General features: G+C 64.9%; 13 protein-coding genes and 1 tRNA gene. 6 read left to right on the forward strand and 8 right to left on the reverse strand.

The window, feature by feature from the left end:
* Nucleotides 1-362: 362 nt before the first annotated feature.
* Together BIV24_RS04150 and BIV24_RS04155 are read right to left on the reverse strand one after the other, a co-directional pair.
* Complete coding sequence (locus tag BIV24_RS04150) at nt 363-587, reverse strand: DUF397 domain-containing protein (protein WP_071364748.1); 225 nt, start codon at nt 585-587, stop codon at nt 363-365.
* Nucleotides 588-591: 4 nt separating this feature from the next.
* Nucleotides 592-1,443, reverse strand: coding sequence for a helix-turn-helix domain-containing protein (locus BIV24_RS04155; protein WP_071364749.1), 852 nt, complete (start codon nt 1,441-1,443; stop codon nt 592-594).
* A 209-nt stretch (nt 1,444-1,652) separates the two neighbouring features.
* Here BIV24_RS04155 and BIV24_RS04160 point away from each other — a divergent pair, with 209 nt between their 5' ends.
* Nucleotides 1,653-2,084 (forward strand): ATP-binding protein, encoded by a 432-nt coding sequence (locus BIV24_RS04160; protein WP_071364750.1) that lies wholly within the window; start codon nt 1,653-1,655, stop codon nt 2,082-2,084.
* A gap of 657 nt (nt 2,085-2,741) precedes the next feature.
* On the opposite strand, the gene BIV24_RS04165 is transcribed toward BIV24_RS04160, so the two are convergent.
* Entirely contained in the window at nt 2,742-4,580 is a 1,839-nt protein-coding gene (locus BIV24_RS04165) for a GmrSD restriction endonuclease domain-containing protein (RefSeq protein WP_071364751.1), read from the reverse strand.
* A 397-nt stretch (nt 4,581-4,977) separates the two neighbouring features.
* Between BIV24_RS04165 and BIV24_RS31255 the strand changes: the two genes are divergently transcribed.
* The 3 genes from BIV24_RS31255 to BIV24_RS04175 all read left to right on the forward strand — a co-directional run bounded on the left by BIV24_RS31255 (nt 4,978) and on the right by BIV24_RS04175 (nt 9,962).
* Nucleotides 4,978-5,217 carry a hypothetical protein gene (locus BIV24_RS31255; RefSeq protein ID WP_079167990.1) on the forward strand — a complete coding sequence of 80 codons (240 nt, stop codon included), beginning with the start codon at nt 4,978-4,980 and terminating at the stop codon, nt 5,215-5,217.
* A 96-nt stretch (nt 5,218-5,313) separates the two neighbouring features.
* Nucleotides 5,314-7,410 carry a site-specific DNA-methyltransferase gene (locus BIV24_RS04170; RefSeq protein WP_071364752.1) on the forward strand — a complete coding sequence of 699 codons (2,097 nt, stop codon included), beginning with the start codon at nt 5,314-5,316 and terminating at the stop codon, nt 7,408-7,410.
* Nucleotides 7,410-9,962, forward strand: a complete 2,553-nt coding sequence (locus BIV24_RS04175) for a DEAD/DEAH box helicase family protein (protein WP_071364753.1) — start codon at nt 7,410-7,412, stop codon at nt 9,960-9,962. The genes BIV24_RS04170 and BIV24_RS04175 overlap by 1 nt, the downstream gene beginning before the upstream one ends.
* A gap of 387 nt (nt 9,963-10,349) precedes the next feature.
* On the opposite strand, the gene BIV24_RS31260 is transcribed toward BIV24_RS04175, so the two are convergent.
* From BIV24_RS31260 to BIV24_RS04185, 3 genes are all read right to left on the reverse strand, one after another.
* A complete protein-coding gene (locus tag BIV24_RS31260) occupies nt 10,350-10,619 on the reverse strand; it encodes a DUF3761 domain-containing protein (protein ID WP_245766666.1) in 270 nt (89 codons plus the stop codon).
* Between the two features lie 553 nt (nt 10,620-11,172).
* On the reverse strand, nt 11,173-11,757 hold the full coding sequence (locus BIV24_RS04180; RefSeq protein ID WP_071364754.1) for a hypothetical protein: 585 nt from the start codon (nt 11,755-11,757) through the stop codon (nt 11,173-11,175).
* 811 nt (nt 11,758-12,568) lie between these two features.
* A complete protein-coding gene (locus BIV24_RS04185) occupies nt 12,569-12,799 on the reverse strand; it encodes a transposase (protein ID WP_071364755.1) in 231 nt (76 codons plus the stop codon).
* A 200-nt stretch (nt 12,800-12,999) separates the two neighbouring features.
* Here BIV24_RS04185 and BIV24_RS04190 point away from each other — a divergent pair, with 200 nt between their 5' ends.
* Nucleotides 13,000-13,254 (forward strand): hypothetical protein, encoded by a 255-nt coding sequence (locus tag BIV24_RS04190; protein WP_071364756.1) that lies wholly within the window; start codon nt 13,000-13,002, stop codon nt 13,252-13,254.
* Nucleotides 13,255-13,687: 433 nt separating this feature from the next.
* Here BIV24_RS04190 and BIV24_RS04195 read toward each other — a convergent pair whose 3' ends face one another.
* Together BIV24_RS04195 and BIV24_RS04200 are read right to left on the reverse strand one after the other, a co-directional pair.
* Nucleotides 13,688-14,086 carry a hypothetical protein gene (locus BIV24_RS04195; RefSeq protein WP_071364757.1) on the reverse strand — a complete coding sequence of 133 codons (399 nt, stop codon included), beginning with the start codon at nt 14,084-14,086 and terminating at the stop codon, nt 13,688-13,690.
* A gap of 980 nt (nt 14,087-15,066) precedes the next feature.
* Nucleotides 15,067-15,138 (reverse strand) — tRNA-Arg (locus BIV24_RS04200).
* A gap of 104 nt (nt 15,139-15,242) precedes the next feature.
* Between BIV24_RS04200 and BIV24_RS04205 the strand changes: the two genes are divergently transcribed.
* Complete coding sequence (locus BIV24_RS04205; protein ID WP_079167993.1) at nt 15,243-15,725, forward strand: response regulator; 483 nt, start codon at nt 15,243-15,245, stop codon at nt 15,723-15,725.
* Nucleotides 15,726-15,896: the final 171 nt, after the last annotated feature.

Genomic DNA, 15,896 nt, shown 5'->3' on the forward strand with positions numbered 1-15,896 from the left:
ACCAGGGCGAAAACCCTGGCAAGCTTCGTCGCCCGCAAGGTGGAGGCAGCTTTCAGGTCAAGGCTGCGAGCCGACGGGGCTGTTGCGCTGCCACCGGGTGCTGCCTCGTCGGCCGGCGGCAGGGCGGTGGGGTAGAGGTGGACGCCGCTGTAGGTCTTGTGCGGATAGGCGGCCATGCACACAGAGGAGGAGCTGGCTAGTGCCAGGATCGCGAGGAGGAGTTGCTGATCGGGGATGAGGCGGTGGTGCCGTACGCCGACCACCTGATCCGCATCCCGGCGACGCCGACGCTGCTCCAGTCGCTGGCGGCGAGGGCGGCGTTGAAGGTGTTCGCGTGCGAGCTGGGCGCGGCTCGGGGTGGATCAGCCTCGGAAGCCGGTGAAGTGCGTCACCGTGGAGCAGGTGTCGTCCTTCAGGGCCTCGATGAAGGCGGTGAAGGCTCCGGTCGGGATGGAGAGGCTGGCCCTGGCCGGAACCTTCGAGTCGCGGATGGCTATGTGGGTGTGGCGATGTGCAACCTCCACGCAGGCGTCGCCCTGGCCACCGCCGGAGTAGGACGACTTTTGCCAGGTATTGCGGGTCATCATGGACTCACAGCTCCTTCGTCATCCGGAGGATGAGGTCACGCGAACGCTCGGGTTCGAGCGACGCCGCCTCTACCCTACGGAAGAGAGTTCGGTAGCGGCCGAGTTGGGCTTCTGCGTCGATGAACGCAGGGCCATTGGGTCCGTCACGCACGACAGTGTCCAGCTTGGGGACCGGACCACCTGCGTACACCATGGCGCTTCCGGCTCCGGCGAAGCCGTCCAGATCGAAGGGGATGACGCGTACGGTGACGTGGTCGGCTTCAGAGAGCTCCAGGACGCGGGCGAGCTGAGCCCGTGCTGCGGCTCGGTCGCCGACCCTGATGCGCAGCGCTGCCTCGTGGATCACCGTCTCATATGGGATCGGGTCGGGCCGTTCGATGATGACTGTGCGCTTCATCCGGTGTTCCACCCAGCGCTCCACATCGCTCTTCGGGAATTCCGGGTTCACGTACGAGAAGAGGGCCAGGGCGTAGTCCTCGGTCTGCAAAAGCCCTGGGACGTGCAGGAAGTCCACGTCCCATCGGTAGCTGGCGTGGTGCTCCAACTCGGCGAGGTCGAGGAACGGCTGGGGCAGCAGATCGCGGTACTCATCCCACCAGCCGCGCGTTCGTTCAGTAGCCATTGCCACGAGGGCTGAGAGCAACTCATCGTCCGTGCAGCTGTAATGAGCGGCAAGACGCCGTACGCGTTCCTCGCTGACGCCCGCAATCCCGGACTCGATGTGACTCATCTGGACCGAGTTGGACCCGAGCAGCACGGCGGCCTCACGGGCCCGGAGCCCCGCGGCTTCACGTAGTTTCCGCAATTCAGCGCCCAGGCGTACCTGGCGAGCGGTCGGTTGCAGTCTGGGCGGCATGACTCTCTCCTCGCCTCCAACGGCCTTGGCGCGGTGACACGTTCGGGGCCAGGTTACGCGACTGGCTTGAAGTGGAACAATTTTATGCCATACCGTCAGTGACGTAACGCACACGCTGCGGAAGTGCACCGATCCGTCGTGCCATGACGGCTGCGGCAATGCCACCGCTCGCCCCACAACCCCACTCCCACCCAAAACGGAGCTGACACATGCCCGAAAACCTGACCGAGCCCTGGGAGTACTGCCTCTACATCCCGAATGACCTACGCGCCGTCACCATCAGCCGCCGCACCCTCCGCCTCATCCTCACCATGCACGGCCTGATCCGCCTGGTTGACACTGCTGAACTCCTTGCGACGGAGCTGGTCTCCAACGCCGTACGTCACACAAAGGGCCCGGCGGCACTGCGTGTGCGCTGGTCGGCAGGTGTGCTGCGGCTCGGGGCCTGGGACGCCGACCCTGAGCCGCCGGAGCCGCCCGTGCCGCTTGAGCAGGTCGCCGACGTGGAGGGAGGGCGGGGGCTGGGGTTGGTCCGGGCGTGCGCCGACCTGTGGGGCTGGCAGCCGCTGACGCGAGACGGCAACCGGGGAAAGGTCGTGTGGTGTGAGTTGGCCGCCGTGTATGCCACTCCGGCAACCTGAAGGTCTACGCGAAGCGAATCGACGGCCAGGAGTAAGAGAAACGACACCTCATGCAGGGCCCGGGAGGATCCGAACCTGCGCACACGGCTCCTGAGGGCAGGCGCCAGGAGTACGGAAATGAGCCTCTGAACTGGGCGAACGTCCATACCGCTCCTTCTGTGCACGTCCCTCACTCGCTGCTCACTCGGAGATCGGGTCCGCGGGCCAGCGCCACGGCGGACCAACGGCTGCCGCGGGCGCCCCGGCGGCGGACTGGGCCGGGGAGTAGCCCGAATCGGGTGGCCGGCGCGGCCCGAACTTGGTTGGGCCCACCGCACCCCATGAACGAGCATGCGAATGGCGAGGTGCGGTTGAGGTGCTGTCCCGGAAGCCAGCTCAGAAGAGGCTCGCAGCTCACCGGCGCATCTCGGCCGACGCCGACCGCTAGTGACCGTGGTTGGCCGCTCCATGCGCACGGTTGTGGCACGCACCGAGCGACCAGGCGCTTAGAAGGCGCCTGCCGCCTGCAGCGTCATCCCTGGTCTGACCTGGTACGTAGCGCTGCGCTACTTTTGCTGCCTCCGGCCTTCGACACGTATCCGACTGCAAGGACGGACATGGATCCGCTATCCGCTTCACCGGCTTGCTGATCCGGCCATGGACCCACGGAAGTAGGGATCACAGGTCGTCGGTGTCGTCCGCCACGTCGAGGTTGATCCCGGGGGCATTGGCAGTCGATTCGTCGTCCAGGATTGCCTTGCCCATTGCGGCCGAGATGCTGCGGAGCAGCGCAGTCTTGCGAGCGGTGAAGAACCCGTCGAAGTCGTCGGTAGCCATGAGTTCCGGTTGGGCTAGGTGGGAGCTGATGCGCTCGGCCACGCCTTCGTGAGGGGTCTCGGCGGCCTTGATTAGGCGACCGAGGTAGTCGGAGGGGGCCGCACCTCCGATGATGCGATTGGTACGGGCAGTCAGTGGTGTCTTGTTGATAATCGAGTTGTAGTCAGTCGGGTGGTATCCCGCCTTGTCGCACCAGGCCTTAGGGAAGATGTGGTGGATGTCGATTGACTCGTCAAAGTACCCGGTGACTTCAGCCTTCTCCCCGGTGCGCCAGTCCACGGCTCCAGCCTTGAGAAGCAAAGCGTAAATCCCCTTGTAGGCAGCGCTGTTGCGGGTACGGAGGGTAAGCAGACGGCCGGGGGCGAATTGGGCCGCGGTGACGGTTCGGGGCTCGACCGTATTCCCGCGGATCCAGTCGACGACGTCCGGCAGGTCTTGGCTGAACCGGGTCTCGGTCGAGCCGCCGTAGAGCTCCCCGAACACGCCGCACCAGTACCAGCGGGCGAGCTTATGCTGGGCTCCGGCGCTCTGTGCGGCGTCCCCGGCCAGAGCCAGGATCGCGGCGAGCGGTATCAACTGGGTTCCGTAAGGCAGGAACTTCGTATCGAAGAGGTACTGCTGGTGGAGGAACTTCGCCGCCGCCTTGAATCCGGCGATGACGGATGGCGCAAACCGTATGTAGTCCTCCAATGAGAGGGCGAGCATGTCCTTGCGCTTGCAGCCAATGCGCGGCAGACGCTCTTCCTCCATCCCCCGTTCGGCCTCGTGCCGGCGCCGCTCGGCCGTGGCCAGCAGGGTGACTGCCTGGAGGAAGTCGGTGTTGGAGACCTCGCGAAGGATGCGATACTCAGGTGCCTTCCAGGCAGAGCGGCACTCTTGCTCCCAGTGGTTGCGCAGATCGAACTCTTCCGCCGCGTAAGTAGCGGTCAGCAGTTCGAAGACGGTCAGGGTGACACCGCCAGTGTTGACCTTCTCGAACACCTGGCACACAGCTTGGCGAGGAGTCGTCTGCCCAAGTTCGATGACCGGCACGTGGTAGCGATCGAAGGGTCGAACGAATGCCTCGTTGAATTCGCGCCACAGCCTCCGCTTGTCCTTGTCGCCGTCCCAGTAGTCGGTGAACTCGTAACCCCAGTCGCCGCCGTCAAAGACCGCCTGGAGCGGGAAGAGATGTGCTTCGTACTCGCGCTCGGGGGTCGAGTAGTCCTCGACGACTTGGCCCCGGAAGTTGAGCACCTTGCGTGATTCGGGCACAAAACGGATGGCGTCCTCGCGGTCGCCGTTCTCGTCGATTGCCTGGACCATGTCGACGTAGAACCAGCCAGACACCTGCTGCTTGCGCAAGTCCTGTGTGACCACCGGGCCCTTCAACTTCAGAGCCTGGAACAGCGACGTCAGCCGCTGCTGTCCGTCGAGCACAAGCGTGTCAGGCTCAGGCTCGCCAGCCGGGGTGGCCCCTTCGATCGGCCGATACTTGAACCGAACGTCTCCACCGGCCCTGAGCAACATGACGGTGCCGACGGGATAGCTCAGCGAGATCGATGCTAGAAGGCTGGCAATGTTCGGGTAGGGCCACACCCAGCCTCTCTGGAACTCGGGCAGTTGGGCCTTGCCGACCTCAACCTGCTGCAGTAGGTCGCGCAGCGGGCGCTTGTCGATGCCGAACGCTTCGTCGGCCACATCGGCTCCTTACGGCAGTCGGCCATCCCCGGTGGCGCCTGAGCTGGCTATCTCTTGGCACGCTCAAAATTACTAGACGGCATGGCGGCGAGTGCCGGAGATGCAGAACAACCTGAGCCCCAATCAGGTCAGGTCACGCCCTACGTGCCTGCGGGTTCGACAGCTGTACTCAGTCGTCGACCGTGGTCCGGCCCGACCCGTTCGACCTCTAGCCAAGCCCGGGGTCTCGGATGGAGTTGCGCACGCGCAGCCTTCGAAGCGGCGCACACAGCTCCGGAGGGCCCTGCACTGTTCAGGATTCCCGCAGGTCGCGGGGCCCTCATGGCCCTTCGGGTGATTCCCCGTCCGCAGATGGTCCACGGCACGCAAGACGGCTTAGGGCGACTGCTGTCCCAGATTGCCTGGTGGCATCAGGACCCGCAACCAGGACCACCACTACTGCAATAACCCGCACCTTGGTGGCGGCGTTTGGCGGTTCCTCCAACTCGAAGACCAGATGGTCGCCTGGGTCACCGGCATGGACAGCCCCGACCGCATGGACGCCGCCGTGCACGCCCTCACCGAACTCGCCGACCCCGACCAGCTCGCCACCGGCCGCAGCCCGCTCGCCGGCAACCGTCTCGACGGACGCCGATGAGCCTCAGCAGCGTCCCGATGAAGGGCAACCGTTTTGTATGCCCAGTACGATCTTTGCGCCAAGATGAGATCACGACTCGAGGCTCAAGGAGCGTGCATGGCAACAAAGTTAACGCCTCGTCACCGCGGGCGACTGGAGCTGACCTGGACCGACAAGGACAAGACCCTCCTATCTACAGGGGACGGTCGGTACGACTACACCTTCGTCGACGCGTCGGACCACCGAGTCTCCGAGGTCCGGTTACTTCACGAGGTCGAGCGGTTCGCGGCTGCCACGCCGCAGGAGCGGTCGACGGAGCTGCCGAAGCCGACCGAGGACAATGTCCTCGTCACCGGCGACGCCATGCACGTTCTGGATGCTCTGGCAAAGATCCCGGCATACGCCGACCGTTACCTCGGCAAGGTGAAGCTGGTCTATATCGATCCCCCGTTCAACACCGGTCAGGCGTTCACGCAGTACGAGGACAGCATCGCGCACTCAATTTGGCTCACTCTTCTCAGGGATCGCATCCGCCAGATCAAGCCGCTGCTGGCCGAGGACGGCTCCGTGTGGGTTCATCTGGACCACACGGAGTCCCACCGGTGTCGCGTGGTCCTGGACGAGGAGCTGGGAGAGGACAACTTCGTTGCCGAAATCGCCTGGCAGAAGGTGGCCTCACCTCGAGGCGACGCCAAGTTGCTCTCGACGTCCCAAGACACAATCCTCGTTTACCGCAAGAGCGGGCTGTGGAGACCTAACCGGATGCCGAGGCTCGCCGTCTCGAACACCTCCCGTTACAAGTCGAGGGACGGTGACCCGATCCCCTGGCGTGACGGTGACGCAACCGCGGGCAAGGCATCGACGAACCAGCCGATGGTCTACGCGATCGAGCACCCGGTCACGGGGAAATTGATGTATCCGCGGCCGGGCTGCTGCTGGCGCAAGGCGCAGGCGTGGATGCTAGAGCAAATGTCCGAGTATGCCCCATATGAACTTCGCGACATTCATGACGAGACAGAGCGGGCCAGGATCTGCGGGACCACGCCGGACAAAGTGAAGCCCGCAGTGCCCGCGATCACGCTTTCGGTTCCGCTCGAGGAGGCTGCAGCGAAGGCACGAGCGCGGTATGACGCAGGCCTCTGGCCAGACCTTGTCATGCTTGGTCTTCGGGAGCGACTCCAGCGTAAGAGGCACCTGGAGGACAATGGCCGCGTCCCGGAGACTCTTTGGCTGGGCAGTGAAGTCGGCGGCAATCTACGCGGGAAGAAGGAGATCAGTGCCCTCTTCCCGGACGAGCACCCCTTTGCCACCCCTAAGCCGGAGCAGCTGATCGCCCGCATTGTTCATATCGGGTCGCTCCCAGGCGACATTGTCCTGGACTGCTTCGGTGGATCCGGCACGACAGCGGCGGTCGCCCACAAGATGGCGCGCCGATGGGTGACCTGCGAGCTGCTCGCCTCCAACGTGAGCCGATTCCTGCTTCCTCGCCTGACGAAGGTCGTCAATGGAGAGGATCCCGGAGGCGTCACCAGTATCACCGAGCGAATAGCCGCGGTCGCCGGTGACGACGAAGACGACGTGGAGCTACCCGAAAGGATGTCTCCTGAGGAAGCGCAGGAGTTCAACCGACTGCTCAGCAAGGTGGCAAAGGCAAGTCCGGTTGAGCTCGACGAGAAGACAATCAAGGCGTTGAAGGCCGCTACCAAGACCAAGAACGTCACGACCCTGAACTGGCATGGGGGCGGCGGCTTCACGCACCTGCGCGTCGGGGACTCCATGTTCGAGGAGGTCGCCGGCATCGTCGTGCTCGCCGACTGGGCAACCCAGGGGGCGATCGCCGAGGCGATGTGCGCTCAACTGTCTGTGCCCTATGAGCCTGACGACATCTTCGCCGGTCGCCAGGGCCGCACCCGCTATCTCGTGATCGACGGGATGGTCGGGAAAGGAACCATCGCGTCCGTCCTCGACCGGCTGCCCGAGGGGGAGGTCGTCGAGATCTGGGCCACCCAGATCGACAGCGAGGCAACCGAGACACTGAGGGTTGACCGACCCGGCTCCAAGCTCGAACTGATCCCGGACAAGGTCCTGGACAACTACCGCCGCAGGTCCGCCTCGAAGGCTCCGTTCGGGGCCGGCCGGACCGTACCGTTTCCCCGTACCACCACGGAGACGAGTGACTCCGCCGCCGCAGCAGCCGAGAGGGAGAGGGTCTGATGGGGGAACTGCGATTTCAGGCCGATCTCCTCGGCGAGGTAGCACACCGTCTCGACCTGCGTGAACCCAACCGCAAGGCCATCGAGTCGGTGATCCTCCGCGCCTCCGATCACTACGACGTCCAGGAGAGCACCGACCCCTTCGAATGCATCGTCGACTCGGCGACCGGTGTCGGGAAGACTTATGTGATGGCCGGGCTCATGGAGTACCTGGCAGGCGCCGAGAGTCCGGCACGGAACTTCCTCCTACTGGCACCCGGCCGCACCATCCGCGGTAAGTCGGTTCAGAATTTCACGCCCGGCAACCCCAAATCACTTCGGCCGGTGATGCGCTCGGACCCGTACGTCGTCACGGCCGACAATTTCAACGAGCCGGCCACCAGGGTTGCCATGGACGATGCGAGAGTCACCAAGCTGTACATCTTCACCGTTCAGGCGCTGACCACGTCCACGGGCGAGGGTCGCGCCACCCATGTCCACTCCGAGAACCTGGGCGCCTCGTTCTTCGAACGCCTCGCCCGTCTCAACGACTTGGTGATCCTCGCCGATGAGCACCATTGCTACCGCGGGCCGGCTTTCTCCCGGACCCTCACCGACCTCAAGCCGGAACTCGTGGTCGGCCTGACCGCCACACCGGTCAGGGCCGATGAAGACCTGATCGCGTTCAGGTATCCGCTTGCTGCAGCCATCGCGGACGAACTGGTCAAGACCCCGGTGATGGTCGCGCGCCGCGACGACCGCACTGACACGGAAACTAAGCTCCTCGATGGCGTCAACCTTCTGCGGTACAAGGGCGCAGCGGCCGACGCGTACTGCACCGAGCATGACCTGCCGCCGGTGAACCCGGTCATGCTGGTCATCGCCGGATCAATTGAAGAGGCGAGGGAGTACCAAGACGTCCTTGACTCCAGCTCCTTCGACGCTGGCGCCTGGGTCGGCAAGACGTTGCTCGTGCACTCGAAGCTGAGAGGCGACGAGAAGGAGAAGGCCCTCGCTGACCTGCAGGCGGTGGAGGAACCCGACTCGCCCGTGCGGATCATCATCAGCATAGGGATGCTCAAGGAAGGATGGGACGTCAAGAACGTCTACGTCATCGCATCCATGCGCGCCTCCGTTTCCACGGTGCTGACCGAGCAGACCCTCGGCCGCGGCATGCGGCTTCCCTTCGGGCGCTATACACAGGTGGAGTTCCTCGACACCCTAGAGGTCCTGGCCCACGAGAAGTACGGTGACCTGCTGAAGAAGCGCAGCGTCCTCAACGAGGCGTTCATCGACTACGGTACCTACGCGCAGTTACGGAGAGCGGCCGACGGCAGCTTGGAGGTCCGCCAGACGGCAATCCCCGCGCCCGGCCCGGTCATCCCGGCTCCTCGGCCTTCCGAACCCGCCCAGACCGGAGAACCTGCAATCAGCGAAGGGTTCTTGTTGTCGCCAGAGCTGGGCGATCTCAAGTCAGCCCCGGGATCGGCAGCCGCAACTCCCAACGTCAAGATCGTGGACCAGGAGAGCCGGGCACGCCAGGCGAGGAAGGACGCCCAGTCCGACACGATCATTGAGTACCCGCCGCTGCCGGACCGGGAGCCGATCGTGATCCCCCGTCTCATGTCCGTATCCCAGCCGACAACGGTCAGCCTGAACGACATCGACCCGGAGGACTACGGGCCGTTCCAGCGCCTCGGGCGGGCTCTGGCCACCGAGCACTCCGATGATCTGCGCCGCACCAAGTTGTCCGCGAGCCACAACTGGCAAAAGGCCCAGGTCCGCGCGGAGACAGCCCGAGACTCGATAAAGGCCGCTCTGCCCCTGGACATCCCGCTCTCGGAGACCCGCAAGGCACTCATACGCCGCGTCATGTCGGCCAAGGATGTACCGAACCGTAAGAACGAACTCGGGGCCGCAGAGAGGATCGTCGACTGCGTCATCGAGGCCATGGGCGACGAGGCCCAGGAATTGCTGTCGGCCTTCGTCGAGGTATGCGGGCAGCGACTCGCCAGGCAGATCAGCAAGACACTCCGGGACTTCAACCCCACCCAGATCACGTACACCGACGATGTCGAATGGCTGGCGATCGACAAAACCCGCAAAGCGCAGCGGAAACAGGAAGCCGGACACGCAGACGGCACCTTCGACAAGGCCCTGGCGTTCAACGGATGGCAGAAGAACCTGTACAGCCACGCCTGGTTCGACAGCACTCCCGAGTTCCAGGCGGCGGGTCTGATCGACAGCAGCAGCTCCGTCGTCGTCTGGGCGCGCCTGCACAACAACGACGTGCCGATCCAGTGGACCACGGACGGCCGGAACTACAACCCGGACTTCGTCGTCATCGAGGAGATCGACGGGAAACGCTTCGGCTGGCTCGTGGAGACGAAGAGCGACAAGGACATGCCCACTGCGGAAGTCCAGGCCAAACGGCGCGCAGCGAAGAAGTGGGCCAATACAGCCAACTCCTCCCCGCAGGTCCAAGGGGTCACGTGGAAATACCTCCTCGCCGGTGAGCAGGACGTCGAGGACGCGGCTGGGCTATGGGGGCGACTGAAGGAGTTTTGCGGCTAACTTATCCACGTCTGCTCGGCTCTGTTGGGCTGATGGTGGACGGGATGGGCGCACAACCCTCGCCCTCCACGCGCCTGCAGTCGGCGAGCGCTGCGGAAGCCCGGAAGGCTCTGGGCGGGAGCAAGCAGAAGGACGGCAAGAAGAGGGCCCATTCGCAATCATGCGAATGGGCCACTAACCAGGTTCGGGGTGGCGGGATTTGAACCCACGACCTCTTCGTCCCGAAGCAACTCGGGCGGGTGCCGGACCTTGGGCCGGTGTACCTCTCACCTGCTGCGATTGTCCGCAGGCGTCCGCGCTCGTCCGCCGCTGTCTGTCGGCGTTGTCACGCATTTAGACACTCACCCACACTTCATGCCCCGCCTCTTGCTGCACTTGCTCGGCGGCCTACTTGAACCAGTAGCGGACGCCATGGTGGTGGGAGCAAGTGCCCTGAGAGTGCCGCGAGTAGGACAGCGTGGCATCCACGCACTTCGCGGTCTCGTACTTGTCCTTGGGCTTTTGGTGGTGTGTCCAGCCGCATACGCCCGTGGTGTGGCGGACGCAGTGGTGGGCGGTGTTGGTGGACGGCAACGTTGCCGCGGATGCGGTCGGTGCGCTGAAGAAGACGCCGGCAACGGCGACAGCTATGGCTGAGGCGGCAAGACGAGCGCGCAAAGGGACCCCCCCTTTGAAGTCGGACAAGTGCAGGGGACTCTATCCGGGTTTCAACCGCTTGGTGGCTCGTTTGGGATTGCCGCTCACGCGGTGGGTCGCCGGGGCTGAATCGCGGATCCGGTTGTTGGTCGACGGCGGCCACCATCGAACGGTCCGCATGAACCTGAGCCGACGACCGCCGGCCATGACGGCGGGTGCGCCGACCGACCAGGCGCGTCTCGACGTACCTGCCGCCGCCATTGCGCGTGCTCAGCTCGTGCCTGGATCCTCGTCTGCCTGACTGCTGCCCCAAAAGCCAATCCGGCACCGGCAGTGGTTGCGACTGCGCCCACAGATGCTCCCAGTAGAGCCGCAAGTCCCTGGTCCATGACAGCTAAGGGTATGGCCAGAATGATGCCAACGGGGAGGCAATTGGCCAGGTCAAAACTGTGTCGATCTTGAAAACCGTCGTGGCGCGAGTCACCGTGGGTTCAAATCCCACACCCACCGCAGGTGAACGGCCCCTGACCAGGTAGATCGGTCGGGGGCCGCTCTCATGTGCGCTGTCCGTCAATCACCGTGGTTCCCTGTCAGTTACCGGTCGAACGGGCACGGCAGGGGCACGGGCACCTTCTGATCCGTAGCTCTCGTCGCCTGGCCCTTCGTCTCCGCCTTGGTCCCCCTGGTGGCTGTAGCCGGGAGGTGGAAGTGTCAGGTCAGCTTCCGGAATCGACAGGCTCTCTCGCATCAGGAGGAGCATCTCAAGCTCAGCCTCGTCGAACTTCTGCTGCCGCTCGTAGAAGCTAGGGTCGTCGGGAGCATCATGTACCCCGTACTGACCCCACGACCAGGCGGCACCGTAGGCAGCGGAAGCAGCAGCGGCCACGGCCCGATCGGCGTAGAACTGCAACTGCGCGAGCTTGGCGAAAGCATCAGACTGCCAGCCCTCTTCCAGCTCAGGCTCTTCTGTGAAGCCGTAGCAATGGTCGTAAGCGGTCCTGGCCAGAGCTTTTACCGCTTCATAGAACTCCACGTACGCCTGTCTGCGGTGCTCGAAGGTGCGGGCCTCGTCTTCGCGAGCCCAGCTTTCGCGCTCGCGCTGTCGCTCACGCTCCCAGGCGACTGTTTCACGACGGTCTGACCAGCGCTGCGTGATCAAAGCGCCAACAGTCCCTGCGACCAGCGTCGCTACGACGCCGACACCAGCGACTACTAGCGGTACCCATAGGGGAGTTGAAGTCACTCCTCAATGGTCGCAGTCGTGACCTGGCCAAGTGCAACATTCCCCGACGGTGACAGATCGCTCCACGCCTCAACCCACTACTCACCCCTGCTCCCATCCCGTCCGCCGTCGACCCACACACCGTGGAGCGGGCGTGGTTCCTGGCGTCCAGGTGGAGCGCGCCACTGCCTTCTATCCCGGTCGCTGCGCTCTCGCCGCTGGTTTGGGGATTCGTCTCCTCGATTTCGTCCGCGGCCGACTTCCACACCGGCTGGTGGCGCTTACGACTTGGTTCGCGATTGAGGTTGAGGCGTGCGGGCTGGCAGGTCGCCTGCGTGGGTCGGCTCACTCCGTACAGTTCGGCAAGCACCGCATGCGGCAATTGCAAGCGCAGGATGGCCAAAGTGACCAGCACGCGGTCGGTGAAGACCAGATGGCGGTGCGGCCCGGCTCCGGCTGCCCGCTTGCGTTCGCCTCCTCGCCACTCGCGCAGCGCGGACTCGCACCGAGCGGTCCAGGGAGTGGCCAACTCCTCGATCAGTCCGCCGAGATGTGCACGAGACAGGCCGCAGAAGGCAGGATGAGACAAGGCCGCACGGGCCCAAGCTGACGTCATAATCCGCCCAACCCGTACGGCCGTCGAAGCGTCACGGGTGGCGGCCTGCCGGCCAGGGGCTACTCGGCGGGCTCGGCGATCAGCGCCGTGGCCATGGCTCGGAAGCCGAGCCGGGCATAGATCCGGGCGACGTCATCGTCGCCCGCTGACAAGAAGATGGTCTCGATGCCTCGCGATGGTCAACTCGCCGGACTCGCCCTCGCCCTGGTCCGTCTTGGCCTTGCGATACCAGCCGCGCAGGGACTCGGAGCTGATGCCGAGTTCCCGGGCCACGGCGGTGACCGTCTTGCCCGAGGAGTCGACGAGCGCGATCGCGTCCCGCTTGAACTCCTCGGTGTACCGCTTCGTGTACTTGTTTCCCACCTGGTGCTACTTCCTCTGGAACCTCAGGTCCCAGTCTCCAGGTGTCCACGATCAAGGGGAAGCTTCAAGGTGATGTGCAGCTGTCGGCCCGCACGTCTTCCCTGCGGGAGACGATCCGCCCGCAGGGACCGACTCTCCCACACCGTCTGTCGACTGCCTGAGAGACTGCTGGCGGAGCTGTGATTGGCCCGGGAGACGGGATGGGGATGTTCATATTCGGTGTTCTGGGCCTGGTGCTGGTCACCGTGGCCATTGGCTGGGCCGTCCTGGGAGTGCATGCGCTGTTTCTCGGCCGTATGCCGGGTCAGTGGCTTCCCCGGCTGGTGCGGCACCCCAGACTGTGGGGAGCCGGAGCCCTGCTCATGCTGGTGAGCTGGAACTCACGCTCCCCGTCGTTGCTCGCGGTCGGCCTTGGACTGGTCGCACTCGGGCTCGTCATGAAGCCCACTCGATGACTCGGCCTGTCGGCACCGGAGGCGGCTGCCGTCGAATGTTGCCGTTGTGATGGTGCCCCCGGCAGGATTCGAACCTGGGACACCCGCTTTAGGAGTTCGATCCGAGCCCTGCCCGGTGGCGTCAGTACCCGGTCGGGTCGAACGTGCCGGGCCGCGTATGGGTGCCCGCGTCCGGTGCTGTTGATGTCACCCGTGGATGTCAGCAGAAGCTAGCGCTTCTTGCGGATCCTGCGGCCCAGCGCTCACACGCCGATGCAGGTCGGTGGAGCGCCTGTTTGGAAGAGTCCGGTTGCTGGTCAAGACTGATCTGGCACTTCGCTGACTTGCGGCGATGGTCGGCCCTTGCTGTGACTCTCCGTCGTTCGCCGCCGCTCCCCTTGATTCGGGCACGCAACGGGTATGTGGCCGGGGTTTCCCTCGGCGCTGCGTCACTTCAGCACGACTCGTCAATCAGCAGCAGGTTTCGTCCATCCTCCGAGACGAACTTGAAGGCGCAGTAGAGCGGTTCCTCCGGCCATTCGGGACCTTCGACCTTGCCGCCGGGACCCTCGTAACGTCGGCTGGCCTTCTCCCAGACTGCGGCGCGCTGCTCGGTGGGCACATCCTCCAGTTGAGTGCTGCCCCCGCGTCCCAACACCATGAAGTCGGCGCTGATCGCGAGTCGTCGGGCGACTCGTACGTCCAGTTCTTTTCCGGTCAGGTGCCAGGTACCTCCGGCCCAACCGTCGATCACGCCAGTGTTCACGACGGAGAGCCAGACCTCATGGGTGCTCCTGGGGTCCAGAGAATCCATGATCTCTTTGAAGGTTGCACGATGCTCGCCCTTGGCCATGGGTCCAGTCTGGACTGTATCCAACCCTTGGCACAGCGCCTTGCCGGAAGCCTTTCGCCCGCCCGTGAATAGCGCGTGTCAGCGACCCCACCTCAATCCATCACCCTCCCCAGCTCCCATCCCGTCCGCCGTCGACCCACACGCCGTGGAGCGGGCGTGGTTCCTGGCGTCCAGGTGGAGCGCGCCAATGTACGAACGACCTGGACGCCAGGGGCCGCGTCTGCTCGGCTCTGCCTGGGTCGGCGCTGGACGGGATGGGAGCACCCCACGCGCACCACAACGAACTCGCAGTCGGGGACGGCGCCCCCTCCATCCCGGTGCCGGCCGATCCCCCACCGGAGGCACTGTTCTGACCTCGGCTGTGCCGTCTCAGCCCAGTCCCGGCCTGGTCTTCGCCCCCTTGTGGGCGCGGGCGGGCGACGGCGCGCGGCCCCGGTGACGAAGGCAAGGAGGTGCGGCGCGGCGGCGGCGACGCCGCGCTGTGCGCGGCACCTCCGATCTCCGATCGGACTGCTTGCAGTTCAGGAGGCCGGGAGCGACGGCGAGCGAAGCGAGCTCTTGAACCAGTAGAGAAAGTTGTTACTCAGGCTTCAGCAGGGATGTGCCACAGGGGCGCCGCGTACTACTTCGGTCGCCTGTCGATGAGGAGCCGGCGAAGCTCGTCGCGTTGCAATCCGCTGAGGTTCAGAGCCTCGGTGATGCGGCGGAACGTCGTGTGGCCGACTCCTCGCTTGGGGCTTCGGCCTCGTCGAGTCGGTCGACCCGGGCGTGGCTGCATCGACGGCCACGAGGAAGCGGCCAAGGCGGTGATCGCGAAGGCGTTGGCGAAGAAGGGCAGCATGGCCGGACGAGTGTGTCGGAGGTGTGTCGCGATCACTGAGAGACAATGACAAAGAGCGGGAGTCAGTGAGACTGACTCCCGCTCTCTCATGTCGGCATCCGCCCTGGTCAGCGCATGATTTTCGCTGGTCCTGGGCGAGTGCCCCCGGCAGGATTCGAACCTGCGCACACGGCTCCGGAGGCCGTTGCTCTATCCCCTGAGCTACGGGGGCGTGTCGGCTGCTCTCTGCGGCGACGGGTAGAACCCTACCAGCTCTTTCGGGGTCGTCATGAATGGTTTACCGGGTGGTCCCGTAGCGGGTGGTCCTCGGGCGGGGTGGAAGTGGGGAAAACCCGGACGCGGCCCCTTGCGCCCACCTACTCTCGAGTTGTGCCAGGCGCGTCCGGCCGGGTGCTTGTTGTGGACGACAACAAGGTCATCCGGCAGCTGATCAGGGTCAACCTCGAGTTGGAGGGTCTTGAGGTCGTGACCGCGGCCGATGGTGCCGAGTGTCTGGACGTCGTGCATCAGGTGCGGCCCGATGTGGTCACCCTCGATGTGGTCATGCCCCGCCTCGATGGGTTGCGGACCGCCGCGCGGCTCCGCTCCGACCCCCGCACACGCGATCTGCCCCTCGCCATCATCAGCGCCTGTACGCAGTACGAGGTCGCGAGCGGCCTTGATGTCGGCGTCGACGCCTTTCTCGCCAAGCCCTTCGATCCGTCCGAACTCGTGCGGGTCGTGAAGGAGTTGATGGAGAGCCGTGGGCACGTCGGTCGTGCGGGACGCGCCGGACATGCGGGGTGGGCGGGCGGCTGAACGGCCATGATCGACCGTGACTGACCGTGACCGGTCGCGCATCGGTCACGCCCCGCGCAGGGCGTGCGGGGCGCGCGGCTCGTCGGGTGCCGGTCGCCATGGCTCACCTCGCCTCGTTCACACCCCCGTTCACACCCAGCCCCGCCTTAATCCACTCGCATGCCCACCACC

This window comes from Streptomyces colonosanans (assembly GCF_001866645.1).
GTDB classification, from domain to species: domain Bacteria; phylum Actinomycetota; class Actinomycetes; order Streptomycetales; family Streptomycetaceae; genus Streptomyces; species Streptomyces colonosanans.

What these genes read in the sequence shown, in the direction of transcription:
- BIV24_RS04150 (WP_071364748.1), bottom strand. Translation starts at nt 587, where the DNA reads ATGATGACCCGCAATACCTGGCAAAAGTCGTCCTACTCCGGCGGTGGC.
- BIV24_RS04155 (WP_071364749.1), bottom strand. Translation starts at nt 1,443, where the DNA reads ATGCCGCCCAGACTGCAACCGACCGCTCGCCAGGTACGCCTGGGCGCT.
- BIV24_RS04160 (WP_071364750.1), top strand. Translation starts at nt 1,653, where the DNA reads ATGCCCGAAAACCTGACCGAGCCCTGGGAGTACTGCCTCTACATCCCG.
- BIV24_RS04170 (WP_071364752.1), top strand. Translation starts at nt 5,314, where the DNA reads ATGGCAACAAAGTTAACGCCTCGTCACCGCGGGCGACTGGAGCTGACC.
- BIV24_RS04175 (WP_071364753.1), top strand. Translation starts at nt 7,410, where the DNA reads ATGGGGGAACTGCGATTTCAGGCCGATCTCCTCGGCGAGGTAGCACAC.
- BIV24_RS04190 (WP_071364756.1), top strand. Translation starts at nt 13,000, where the DNA reads ATGGGGATGTTCATATTCGGTGTTCTGGGCCTGGTGCTGGTCACCGTG.
- BIV24_RS04195 (WP_071364757.1), bottom strand. Translation starts at nt 14,086, where the DNA reads ATGGCCAAGGGCGAGCATCGTGCAACCTTCAAAGAGATCATGGATTCT.